This is a genomic window from Enterococcus raffinosus, from assembly GCF_001886185.1.
In the GTDB taxonomy this organism is placed as follows: domain Bacteria; phylum Bacillota; class Bacilli; order Lactobacillales; family Enterococcaceae; genus Enterococcus_A; species Enterococcus_A raffinosus.
This window is the reverse complement of record NZ_JXLA01000018.1, coordinates 23,354-35,251: the sequence shown is the minus strand read 5'-3', so window position 1 is coordinate 35,251 and position 11,898 is coordinate 23,354. Positions and strand designations below refer to the sequence as shown.

The 11,898-nt window shown below is 38.1% G+C and carries 13 protein-coding genes; all 13 read right to left on the bottom strand.

Annotation, left to right across the window (positions count from 1 at the left end):
* Nucleotides 1-2: 2 nt before the first annotated feature.
* Genes cobA through cobD form a run of 13 tightly spaced genes read right to left on the bottom strand, consistent with a single transcriptional unit; the run spans nucleotide 3 to nucleotide 11,883 of the window.
* The gene (cobA, locus tag RV13_RS11190) at nucleotides 3-1,427 is read right to left on the bottom strand and encodes a uroporphyrinogen-III C-methyltransferase (protein WP_010744579.1); all 1,425 of its coding nucleotides are present in this window, start codon (nucleotides 1,425-1,427) and stop codon (nucleotides 3-5) included.
* 4 nt (nucleotides 1,428-1,431) lie between these two features.
* The gene (gene cobK / locus RV13_RS11185) at nucleotides 1,432-2,172 is read right to left on the bottom strand and encodes a precorrin-6A reductase (RefSeq protein ID WP_010744578.1); all 741 of its coding nucleotides are present in this window, start codon (nucleotides 2,170-2,172) and stop codon (nucleotides 1,432-1,434) included.
* A complete protein-coding gene (cobJ, locus tag RV13_RS11180; protein ID WP_010744577.1) occupies nucleotides 2,169-2,894 on the bottom strand; it encodes a precorrin-3B C(17)-methyltransferase in 726 nt (241 codons plus the stop codon). Before cobJ ends, cobK begins: the two co-directional genes overlap by 4 nt.
* Nucleotides 2,873-3,931 carry a cobalt-precorrin 5A hydrolase gene (locus tag RV13_RS11175; protein WP_010744576.1) on the bottom strand — a complete coding sequence of 353 codons (1,059 nt, stop codon included), beginning with the start codon at nucleotides 3,929-3,931 and terminating at the stop codon, nucleotides 2,873-2,875. The genes cobJ and RV13_RS11175 overlap by 22 nt, the downstream gene beginning before the upstream one ends.
* Nucleotides 3,924-4,691 (bottom strand): cobalt-precorrin-4 methyltransferase, encoded by a 768-nt coding sequence (locus RV13_RS11170; protein WP_010744575.1) that lies wholly within the window; start codon nucleotides 4,689-4,691, stop codon nucleotides 3,924-3,926. Before RV13_RS11170 ends, RV13_RS11175 begins: the two co-directional genes overlap by 8 nt.
* A gap of 4 nt (nucleotides 4,692-4,695) precedes the next feature.
* A complete protein-coding gene (locus tag RV13_RS11165) occupies nucleotides 4,696-5,250 on the bottom strand; it encodes a decarboxylating cobalt-precorrin-6B (C(15))-methyltransferase (RefSeq protein ID WP_028020552.1) in 555 nt (184 codons plus the stop codon).
* The gene (locus tag RV13_RS11160) at nucleotides 5,240-5,851 is read right to left on the bottom strand and encodes a cobalt-precorrin-7 (C(5))-methyltransferase (RefSeq protein WP_010744573.1); all 612 of its coding nucleotides are present in this window, start codon (nucleotides 5,849-5,851) and stop codon (nucleotides 5,240-5,242) included. The genes RV13_RS11165 and RV13_RS11160 overlap by 11 nt, the downstream gene beginning before the upstream one ends.
* Nucleotides 5,848-6,969, bottom strand: coding sequence for a cobalt-precorrin-5B (C(1))-methyltransferase CbiD (cbiD, locus tag RV13_RS11155; protein WP_028020554.1), 1,122 nt, complete (start codon nucleotides 6,967-6,969; stop codon nucleotides 5,848-5,850). Before cbiD ends, RV13_RS11160 begins: the two co-directional genes overlap by 4 nt.
* On the bottom strand, nucleotides 6,969-7,619 hold the full coding sequence (locus RV13_RS11150) for a cobalt-precorrin-8 methylmutase (protein WP_010744571.1): 651 nt from the start codon (nucleotides 7,617-7,619) through the stop codon (nucleotides 6,969-6,971). The genes cbiD and RV13_RS11150 overlap by 1 nt, the downstream gene beginning before the upstream one ends.
* Before the next feature lie 14 nt (nucleotides 7,620-7,633).
* Nucleotides 7,634-8,590 (bottom strand): adenosylcobinamide-phosphate synthase CbiB, encoded by a 957-nt coding sequence (gene cbiB / locus RV13_RS11145; RefSeq protein ID WP_028020555.1) that lies wholly within the window; start codon nucleotides 8,588-8,590, stop codon nucleotides 7,634-7,636.
* Nucleotides 8,587-9,942, bottom strand: coding sequence for a cobyrinic acid a,c-diamide synthase CobB (locus RV13_RS11140; protein ID WP_028020556.1), 1,356 nt, complete (start codon nucleotides 9,940-9,942; stop codon nucleotides 8,587-8,589). Before RV13_RS11140 ends, cbiB begins: the two co-directional genes overlap by 4 nt.
* On the bottom strand, nucleotides 9,833-10,822 hold the full coding sequence (locus RV13_RS11135) for a GHMP family kinase ATP-binding protein (RefSeq protein WP_010744569.1): 990 nt from the start codon (nucleotides 10,820-10,822) through the stop codon (nucleotides 9,833-9,835). The genes RV13_RS11140 and RV13_RS11135 overlap by 110 nt, the downstream gene beginning before the upstream one ends.
* Nucleotides 10,819-11,883 carry a threonine-phosphate decarboxylase CobD gene (gene cobD / locus RV13_RS11130; protein ID WP_010744568.1) on the bottom strand — a complete coding sequence of 355 codons (1,065 nt, stop codon included), beginning with the start codon at nucleotides 11,881-11,883 and terminating at the stop codon, nucleotides 10,819-10,821. Before cobD ends, RV13_RS11135 begins: the two co-directional genes overlap by 4 nt.
* Nucleotides 11,884-11,898: the final 15 nt, after the last annotated feature.

Here is an 11,898-nt window from a genome sequence, read left to right as displayed (position 1 = left end):
TGCTACATCTCCTCTATTAATTTATCGATCACACTTTTATAACTAGGCTCATTTGTCACAATTACTGGAAGATGGTAGTCTTCAAAAATCGCTTTTGTCTTATTTCCCATCACTACAACTTTTTTCTTCCGAACAATCGCTAATTCTTCCGTAGACAAAGCCGTTAAAAATAATCGAGCGGATTTTGAATTAGGAAAGTACATAAAATCTGTTTCTTGCCACAACTTAGGTATCTCTGCTGTAATTTTTTCCTCATGACTTATCACCTTTTTGCCTGGAATTCTTTGTTCATTCAGACGCGCTATCTCAAAGGAATCTCCTAAAAATAGTGTATTAGAAGTAACTTGAAACTCTTGCAAACACTGTGGTACATCTATAAAATCATGATCTGGGCAAATCCCTATTCTTTTCAAAGCTGTCCCCGTATGATGGCCTACTGTAATAAAGCACCAATCCATTAAATTACGCCAATCGATACCACATATTTTCATGGCTCGAATGAACATCTCAATACTAAGTTGATCTGTAAAAACGATATTTTTAGGTTCAGAAAAATCTATTTTTTCGTCAAATATTTGAATACTACTTGCTGGCAGTTCAACAATTTCTGCCCCTAAATCTGATAAACAATTTGTCATATTTCTTTTTTTTGAATAGGGGACTGTAATGCTTAATGAAAAAAGTGGACGCTCTTCGAAAAAATTCAAGTCTTTTCGGCGGTTTACAACGTTTCCAATCACAATTAAACTAGGTGGTTCCAACTTTGCTTTTTGAGCTTGTTCAAAAATTGTCGCAAGTGTACCTGTTACTGTTTTCTGCTGTTTGCGACTTGCCCACTGAATCACTGCTGCTGGAGTCGTTTCATCTCTCCCATGACTTATCAGTTGATTTGTAATTTCTTGTAAACTAGACATCCCCATCAAAAAAACCAATGTTCCTTCTGCCGCCGCAGCTGTTTTCCAATCCACTTGTTGATCTGATTTGTTTAGATGTCCTGTATAGACATGGAAACTTGCAGCTAAATCTCTGTGTGTAATTGGAATTCCGGCATAAGCGAGCCCACCAATAGATGAGGTAATCCCAGGAATCGTCTCAAATGGAATTCCAGCTTTCTTTAGAGATGCCCCCTCTTCGCCACCACGACCAAAAACATAAGGATCTCCGCTTTTAAGTCGGACTACATTAAGGTCCAACTTCGCTTTTTCAATCATGATCTCCTCAATCTTATCTTGTGGAACTGGATGATAGTTTGGCTTTTTGCCAACGTAAATCTTCTCACAAGCAATTTTACAGGCATTTAAAATCGCAGGATTGATCAAGCGATCATATACAATCACATCTGCCTGTTCGATTTTTCTTAATCCTTTGACCGTTAGCAACTCTGGATCTCCTAGTCCCGCACCAACTAATGAAATTTTTCCGACCATTTCATTACTCCTTTACTTGATGAACAAGCTCTTCAATAGTTGAAAACTTATTCGGATAGTTTATCTTTTTACGTCTCAGCACAATACACGGAATATTCAAATCATGACAGGCTTCGACTTTTTCTAGAAAACCACCTGCGTTGCCACTTTCTTTTGTAATCATCACGCCCGCTTTATTGTGAAGCAATAATTCACGATTCAACGTTCTAGAAAAGGGTCCCTTTATTGCTTCTACTTGACTAGTTGTTAATCCCAACTTTTCAATAGCATTCATGACTTCGGTTGTTGGTAATACTCTGGCAATTATCGCCTTTTTAGGTAGATATTTTAAAAACTCTCCTAACGTTTTACTTCCTGTCGTTAAATAAATGTTTCCTGAATATTCTTGAGCCTTCTGGCAAGCCTCCTTTACTGAGTCTACTTCGAGTATTCCCTCAGCACTAAATGAAGGACGCTCAAAACGAAAATAAGGAGTGGCTGTTGCTTCACAAGCAGAGATCGCATTTTTCGAAACTTCCTCTGCAAATGGATGTGTTGCATCAACAATTTTATTTACTTGATGATTTTGAATAAATTCCACCATCTCTGCTTTAGTTAAACGGCCTTTAATAATATTTTCCGCAACGGATTTTGCAAGACTTTCACCATAATCTGAAACGACGGACAGATAGAAGTTTATATCATTCTTATTGAATGCTTTTGCAATATTTTGGCTATCAGAGGTCCCTCCCAAAAGTAAAATCATAATTGGTACCCTCGGGGAGTAATCATCCGTTCATTGTGAATATAGGTTTCCTTGTTTCCTACTAAAACAACGGTTGTCATATCCACCATTGTTTCATCTAATTGTGCCATTGTTGTAAGAATGGCTTTTTCCTTTTTTCGTCCAATATCCTTCGCTAATCCAAGAATGGTCTCTTTTGGTTTATATTGTTGAATGATTTCTAATGCCTTGGTTAAATGATTAGGTCTACCTTTACTTCTAGGGTTGTATAAACAAATGACAAAATCCGCACTAGCGGCAGCATGCAGTCGTTTTTCAATCATTTCCCAAGGCGTCATCAAATCGCTAAGACTGATATGACAAAAGTCATTCATTAAAGGAGCGCCTAATAACGCTGCACCTGCAATACTAGCGGTAATTCCTGGAACAATTTTGACATTAATTTCATCATTCGTTTGACTTAAAAGTTCCAAGACCAAACCTGCCATACCATACACACCTGCATCACCACTTGAAATTACAGCAACATTTTTTCCTTCTTTTGCTACCTCAATCGCTTTTTTACATCGATCGATTTCTTGTTTCATTCCGGTACTGATTATTTCTTTTCCACTGACTAATTCGTGAATTAATCGGACATATGTGGTGTACCCCACAATTACTTCTACTTTACGGATGACCTCCATCGCTTCAAGCGACATTTTTCCTTTTTCACCTGGCCCTAATCCCACCACGTACAACATGTGTCGTCCTCATTCCTTCCCAATGCAAAGGTGACGCCTTGGCCGGCATAACGTTTCGTCACCACTTGTCCATTACTTGCTAAATCTGCTGCTGCCAAACTCACACTACCTACACCAGTTATTTTTTTTACGAAATCTGATTGAGGATATTTTTTTGAAACAGCTGATAATTCTTTTGAAGTATAAGTTGTAAATGGTACATTAAGCCATTCGGCCAATTGGCGTATGCCCGCTTCATTTTTTTTCAATTCAATACTGACAATTTCTTTTATACTTCGATAATGAACATTGTTTAAATCACAAAAATTAAGATACTCTTGCTTAATAATTGGAAAAGCAAGTGCTTTTCTTGCCCCAATCCCTAATACATATCTTCGAGGAACTACTTGAATAATTTTTTCAGAAAAAAGTTGCTCCTTTTTATCTGAAATAAGCAGCACAGCTTGAAAGTCGTCCACTGAGTCACTAGCCTCCATTAGAGTTAACCCTCGAAAATCTTTGATCCATTCTTCATGTTGTATTAAGCCTACCTTTTGATGGTCGGCTAGAAGGCCGTTAACTTTTTTTGTTGTCTCATCAAAATTGTCATACCAGCCATTAATTTCTTTACTCAGTAAATCCAAAGCCGTTACTTCTTGCACATCTGTCGCTGTAGTTATTACTGGACAGCTATTTAATTTTTCGGCAATTTCAAGGGTCAGTTGATTTCCTCCTCCAATATGCCCAGATAATAGGCTGATTGTATGTCTGCCTTTCTCATCAATAACTATTACTGCAGGATCTTTTCGCTTGTCCTCTAACACACCAGCAACGCTGCGAACTACAATTCCCATTGCCATGATGCAAATCAGTGCCTCGTATTGTGAAAAAAGAGCGTGAATACCTGATAAAACTTTCTCTGTAGGAAGAACCAATAGATCCGTTTCAGCTTTATTCTCAGGTACAAAAATAGGCGCACTTTTATCCCAACTATCCCGTAATTCTCGAGCTAATTTAATTCCCGATGAAGTGATGGCTATAATTGCTCGCTTATTCATCGCTTTTCTCATTTCGATATTCATGCGCAAATGATGCATCATAGAGTTTAGAGTAATAAAACTCATTTCCTAAGAAATCCCCCACCATAATCAGCGCCGTTTTCGTAATATCTGTCTCTTCAATTTTTTTTGTAATATTTTCTAATGTGCCATAAATTTTCTTTTCTTCGGGCCAGGTCGCTTTATAAATAACTGCTACAGGGGTTTTCATTTGATAGCCCCCAGCAAGCAGCTCCTCAACTACTCTCTCTATCCCTTGAATCGAGAGAAAAATGACCATTGAAGTTTGATGTTGCGCAAAAGAACGTAAACTCTCTCTTTCTGGCACAGGCGTCCTTCCCGCCATTCGTGTGATAATTACACTTTGAGAAATTTCTGGAACGGTATATTCTACACCTAAACTTGACGCCGCACCTAAAAATGAACTAACACCTGGCGTACAAGTAAATTCAATTTTGCGTTTTTTTAATTCTTCGATTTGCTCTCGAATTGATCCATAGATGGAAAAATCTCCCGTTTGCAAGCGGACAACTTCTTTATTCGCCTTTACACCTCGTTCCATTTCATCAATAATCTCCGTTAAGTTCATGGTGGCACTATTGAATAGTTGACAATCGGAGGAACAATAATTTAGAAGCTCCGGATTTACTAATGAACCTGCATAAATGACACAGTCGGCTGATTTAAGCAACTGGTATCCTTTAAATGTAATCAATTCCGGCTCTCCTGGTCCGGCACCCACGAAATGTACTTTTGCCATATGGTTATCCCTCTTTTCTCGATTCAATAATAATCACTGGGTTTTGCCCTTTAAAATAATGGCCTTGACCTAATTTCGTATAATGACCGACTTGAAGCTGAATGGCTTGATATAAATGATTATTGTTCTCCAGCCACTTAGTCGCTTCGATCGCGTGTTCGATTAAAATAAAATTTAGTACTAAACGTCCTCCCGTTTGTAGTCGTCGAAAACTCCATTCTAAAATTTCCGACAAGTTTCCTCCTGTTCCACCAACAAAAATAGCATCGAATCTCTCAGTTAAATTAATAGGAGCCTTCCCTAGGACACTCTTTATATTAGTCAATTGAAATTTATTTTGATTTTTCTTCAATATATCAAGAGCAGTTTGATTTGAATCAATTGTCGTAACCTTTAAGTTAGGGTATGAATAAGCAGCTTCAATCGCCATTGTGCCTGTTCCTGTCCCTATATCTAAAAAGGTCTCTGCTTCTCCCAACTGTAACTTTGCTAAACTAACTGTTCGTATCTCTTCTTTTGTCATTGGAACACTTCCGCGAATGAAACAATCATCCTTCATTAATTATCACCACTGCATTCATTTGATAGTCTTCATCTGGCACATCAGAAGCCTTGTAGCATCTGATTTTTTCATCGGTATAACTAAGATTCTCACCAATATAAAAAATTGCGTGTTTAGGATACTTTATTGATTCCTGTGCTAATTGATAAGGTCCTATTGTTTTATCGGTTACAATTCCGACTTTAGGTAAGTTGAAAATCATCGAATAGTCAGGAATTCTGCCATGACTGCTAGTAATAAAACAATCTTCCATGGGAATATCTATGCGATTGAACAAGTACTGCAAAGAACTAATTCCGGGAAGAATTGTTAATTTTTCTGCTGGAAATCGCTGAATCAGCCATTTTCCAATTCCGTAAGTCAGTGGATCTCCCGAAGCCAATAGCACGAGATTGTCGTCTTGGTAATCATTTAAAAGTATCAATAGGTCCTCTAATTTACTTGGGAGTATCTGACAATTTTTCTTTTTCTTGATCGGAACAAGCTTCAATTGCCGTTTGCTTCCAATAATTTTGTCTGCTGCCTCAATTGCAGATTGAGCTTTGTTAAAGAGATAATCTTGCGTTCCGCCCGGACCAATCCCAACGACAGTGATCATTTCCATTCCTCCTTCAACAGTTCCAAAGATTTGGTTGACGCTAAGTATCCTCGTTGAGAAGAAAATAAAACGACTTCAATGGATGGTTCAGGCTTACGATATTTTAATAGTCCTTCAGAACGTTTTTTCACTTTTTGTGCAATAATTTGATAAACTGCCTCATACCCTGCTTGAGCAATAATTTCTCCAGCCGCCTCAGTCGTTAAACATTGTTCAATTTGTTGCAGCTGAGTCACAGGCATTCCTAATAGCGCTAGATTGGCCACTAAAATCTCTGCTCGTGCATCGGCATCCCTGCTATGTGTTGAAAAGATTCCCGCAGAAACTTTGATCAATTTCCCTAGATGTCCAACCATCAGTACTTTTTCAAATTTTAGTCGTTGTATTTCCTTTAATACGTATCCGACAAAATTACTCATAGATACAATGCGTGTTTCATTTAGCTTTAATGTCTTTAAAGCAAAGGTCTCACCATAATTACCTGGACATAAGATTACAGAGTTATACCCTTGACTTTTTTTCATCTCTAATTCCAGGGAGATTGATTGTTTCCAGCCTTCTTCAGACATAGGAGTGACAATACCTGTCGTACCTAAAATTGAAATTCCACCTTGAATACCTAACCGACGATTCATCGTTTGTTTTGCAATCTCTTCTCCCTCTGGGGCAAAAACAGTAATTCTTGCTCCAATGTTCGAGCCAATTATTTTTCGTACCGATCTTTCAATCATCTTTCTTGGAACTGAGTTGATTGCGGCTTCACCAACAGGTAATTGCAAGCCAATTTCAGTGACTCGACCGATCCCTACTCCCCCCTCAATGATTAGTTGATTGGTCGTATTACGAGTGACTTCTACACCAATGAGCATGCCATCAGTAGCATCCACATCATCCCCACCATCTTTAACAACAAACGCTTGACAGCCATCCTTCTTCACTTCTATGGAATGAATTGGAATCATTATCTTTTCTTTATTTGGAAGCTCAATTTTGATTTCTTCGTAAGCTTTATCGTGAAAAAGAAAATAGGCTGCTGCACTTGCTGCCGCAGTTGCACATGATCCTGTCGTATAGCCCTTACGTAACTTTTTCCCATTATAAAAGACAAATTCCCCCATTAGTTTTCCCTTTCTACTAACTGATACAATAGGGCATTGATAATGGCAGCCGCAACATTACTGCCACCTTTTCGTCCTCTAGCTACTATCGCTGGAACATCACTTTCAAATAATGCCTCCTTTGATTCAGCAGCACCGACAAAACCAACAGGAACACCAATTACCGCCGCGGCATCTAACTCTCCTTTTTCGATGAGCTCTAATAATTTAAAAATGGCTGTTGGTGCATTCCCGATAACAAATAGTTTTGGCCCGTCTTTTTTTGCGGCGTGTTCGATTCCTGCCATTGAACGAGTCATTCCTTTGCTTTTAGCCTGCTCAGATATTTTAGGATCGGCTATGTAACATTCATAACGAATAGTTAACTTGTCTAATACACGCTTATTTATTCCACTTAACGCCATTGTTGTGTCAGTAAAAATTGTTCCGTTTCCTGTTAAGAAAAAATCTTTCAGCTCTGTGATAACATCATTGGTAAAAACGAGATTTTTTAAATAGTCAAAATCAGCACTCGTATGAATGACGCGTTTTATAATCATTTCCTCCTCTGGGCAAGAGTAAACAAAGTCAGGAAAATCTTGATCAATTATTCTTTGAATGATCGTAAAACTCTTTGATTCAATTAACTGAGGATCTCTTATATAGTCCACACGTTTCCCTCTTCTCAAAATAAGTAATAGGTAAAGAAAATTGCTATACTGCTGAAAATGCTTAGACTTAAAATTGACGTTACATATAGCAACGTATTTGTAATCAAAATATCCCTAGGTTCTGCCGAACGAAGTGTTACACCAATGGTTGGTTTATAAATTTCGACGCCATGATAACAATGTGTTCCACCTAGCTGTATTCCTAAAGCACCAGCAACAATAGATTCAGGAAAACCGCTGTTTGGGCTTTTATGCTTGCGGCAATCCTTTTTACCAACTGCCCAAGCATTCGCCACATTTAAGTTCAGCAATTTGGCCGAAGCTAATAAAAATAGCCAAGTTAATCGGGCAGGGATAAAATTCCATAAATCATCCATTTTTGCTGAGAACCAACCAATTGCTTGGTACTTTGGAGTCACATAGCCAACCATTGAATCGAGTGTATTGACAGCTTTGTACATCATTGCTAATACTGGTCCCCCAATAAATAGATAGAGTAACGGCGCTACGACCCCATCACTGGTGTTTTCAGCAACTGTTTCGATTGTCGCTTTTGTGATTTCTTCTTCCGTTAACTCACTAGTATCTCTACCTACAATCATCGCAACTTGTTTTCGGGCGCTATTTAAAGTATCTAATGTCAATTTCTGATACACTTTTTTCCCTTCCAAAGACAAACTTTTAGTTGCCAATGTTGTGTAGGCTAAATATACATAGCAAAATGTCCCGAAAAAAGGATGAATTAGAAAACTTATTTTGAGAATGAAATACGTGATCAAACCAGTACCGAAAACCGTAACTAAAAACAACAGGATGCCCCAACGATATTTTTCATTTTCACTTTTTGTTTGCGTATATCTTTGCTGAAACCAATCAATGAAATTACCGATACTCTTAATTGGATGGGGCCAATTATAAGGATCGCCGATCAACAGATCTAACAGAAATGCAGTAACAATCCAAATAGTCATAGATCATTCCTCACTTGTTGTAATAAATTCTGTAGAAAGCTCTCGTTTTGATAGAAATGGAGATGTAGATAACTCCCAAAAGTATTTTTCTTTTGATAGCCACCTGCCCATTCCTTGATGACTTCTCCATCTCTTTTTTTTGTCATTTTCAAGACAGTAGGTTCCTGACTATTGAAGACAGAATGGTGAAATTCGTGCCCAACAACAACCGTCCCCTTTTTCCCGATCAGAGTATCTCTTTCAATTTCTCCGTAACAATAGCCAAATTTTCTGAGTCCAGAAGACATCTCACTGACTCCTTCAAAAATCCCCACCATCGGATAGAACTCATTTCCACTTTTAAATGAAGAACCTAAGTACATCAGCCCCCCACACTCAGCTAGGATAAATGCTTCCTGCTCATGCTTATCCTTAATACTTTGTCGCATCGAAGAATTTTCAGCGAGTCGTTCCGCAAACTCTTCAGGATATCCACCACCAAAATAGTACAAGTCTGCACTTGGCAACTCACGATCTCTGATTGGGCTAAAGGAAATCAATTCTACTCCATATTCAGACAGCAATTCGAGATTATCTTGATAATAAAAATGGAATGCCTCATCTAGCGCATAAGCTAGTGTAATTTTAGGATAGTGAGGATATTTCGGTGCCTTATATGAAAGTTCTTCTTCCGGCAAGGATTCTACTAATCGTTTAAAATCAAAAGTTTTTTCTAATGATTCAGATATTTTTTGTATTTTTTGGGTAGCATCCTTACTTTCTCTATCAGGGATCAGTCCGAGTTGTCTAGAAGGAAGTTCTGCTCCTTTCTCACGCTTTAAATAGCCGAAAACAGGAATATCCGTATATTTTTCAACCGCTTTTCTTATCAATTGATAGTGTGTTTCGGAAGCCACCTTATTAATTAACACTCCACAAATATTGACCTCAGGATCAAAATTTGCAAAGCCCTTTACAACAGCTGCTACAGATGTTGAGGCCGATTGACCATCCACTACTAACAGTACTGGACAATTCAACAATTTCGCTATTCCTGCACTTGAACAATAGTCCTTATCAACACCTAAACCGTCAAAAAGACCCATCACCCCTTCTATTACACATATATCTGCTTGATGCGCTTCTTTTTCAAATAGCGATCGTAAACAATCGGTATTTGGGACTAAAAACATATCTAGATTTCGTGAATGTTTTCCTGTGATACGAGTATGGTATTCTGTATCTACATAATCAGGGCCAACCTTATAGGGCTGAATTTTGTACCCCTGCTTTTGCAAGAGTTTCATCAAGCCAAGTGCTATCGTCGTTTTCCCCGACCCGCTGGATACTGCGGCAACCATTAATTTTTTCATTGTTTCTCCCCACCTCTAACAGCTGTACTCCTCCGTAAAAGCTATGATGTACACTTATCTTTGAATACCATTCGCTGAGTTTAGACCGTTGAATCACTCGCATTGCCTCTTTTATTTCTTCAACTGTTTCCAGCATGATTCCAACGACCGAACCACTATGTGCGACATTAATACCCAGCCATTTAAAATATTGCTGAAACTTTAATAATTCAGAGAAATATGGTTTGGGTAAGATATTTTGATTCAAAACAGCGCTTTGAGTTGCTGCCTCACCAAGAAATTTTAAAGATTGTTTTTTTACCGCATGTTGATAACGTTGGTGGACCTCAATAAATTGCTTGCGTTGTTGATAGAACAATCGGTCGGTTTCAGTAGAATGAAAAACCTCTGTTGTTAGAGTTTCATTCGGTTCAAGTACAAGCACATAGAACAAAGGAGCCCAGCCGCTTTGTTCCCTAATGGAACCCGTTCTTTGCTCAAATAAGGTAAGCGTTGGAAAAAGAATACTGTCCGTTCGTTCGATTGCCAAACAAATCTCTATTATCTGATCTCTTGAAATCTGCTTTCCAAAAAACGCCGCAACAGCCTGACAGGTTGCAGCAATATCAGCTGTACTGCTTGCCATTCCTTTGGCTACTGGTAAATCTGAATTTATTGTAAGTGAAAGCCTCGAACTTACTTCGCTCGGAAGATCAAAACAAGTCAATGTTCGTCGCAAAGCTTCTTCGGCTTTTAAATGACCCGTTTTGGAGGTTTCTTTTAAACTTACTTCAGCCATGGAAAAACGATTAATTCCATAACTGACTAATTTTTGTGAATCACCCAACCATCCTTGAATGAGTTCCCCACAGGAGCCTGGACAAGAAGCAACCGCCTTCATAAAATCCCCTCCAATGCATTCAAAAGCACTTGATTCTCCGTTCTGGATTTAACCGCAATGCGATAGTACTTTTTAGTTAATCCTTTAAAATCACTGCAATCCCGAATCACTATGTTTTTATGAATCAAGCTTTTATACAGACATCCGCTGCCTAGATAACGAAAGAATAAAAAATTTGTTTGACTTGGAAAAAGTTCTATCTCTTCAAAAGCAGATAAACCCTTTTCTAAAAAAAGACGCTCTTTCTGAATATATCGCTGACTCTCCTCAATAAAGCTATGTTCCTTTAGCGCTTGTCTGCCTGCTAAATCCGCAAATGTATTAATATGCCAAGGAATTGACCTCTTTTTAATTGCACGTAAAGTGGATAAATTGCTCGTCAATAAATACCCTAAACGTAATCCAGGAATCGCAAACATTTTAGTTAGTGAACGTAAAATATATAAATTGGGATAATCATTGATTGACGAAATGAGCGAGTTTTCCTCCTTTGTAAAATCTACAAAGGCTTCATCTAGAATAAGTACCACTTCGTTTTTACAACAAAATTCGAATAATTTATCAAGTTCCCTTTTAGAAAGAATTTGTCCGACTGGATTATTGGGGTTACAAAGGCAAATACCATCAACCTTTTGCGTTTCTGCTACCTGAATCAGTTCCGTAACCGACCATTTAAAATTTCGCTCTTCTAAATAGAAATAACAAAATTCTGTCCCTGATTGACTAAACGCTGCCTCGTATTCTCCAAAAGTCGGCGCCAACAAAAGAAGTTTATTCACCTTTAATGTGCTTCCTAACATAAAAATAGCTTCAGCCGCTCCGTTAGATGGGTAGATAAACGCTTCTGAAATTTCATGAAAATTGGCAATTGATCGAATCAGTGTTTGGTAACGACTATCGGGATAATGTATCAATTGTGTAATACTATTCGCGATCACTCGTTCAACGCCTTCGGGAATACCCAAGGGATTAATATTTGCACTAAAATCAATTAACCGTTCCTTACCCTTTTGATAAACTTCACTAATTTCCTGAATATTCCCACCATGTTTGACCGTCATAATTATGGCTCCGCT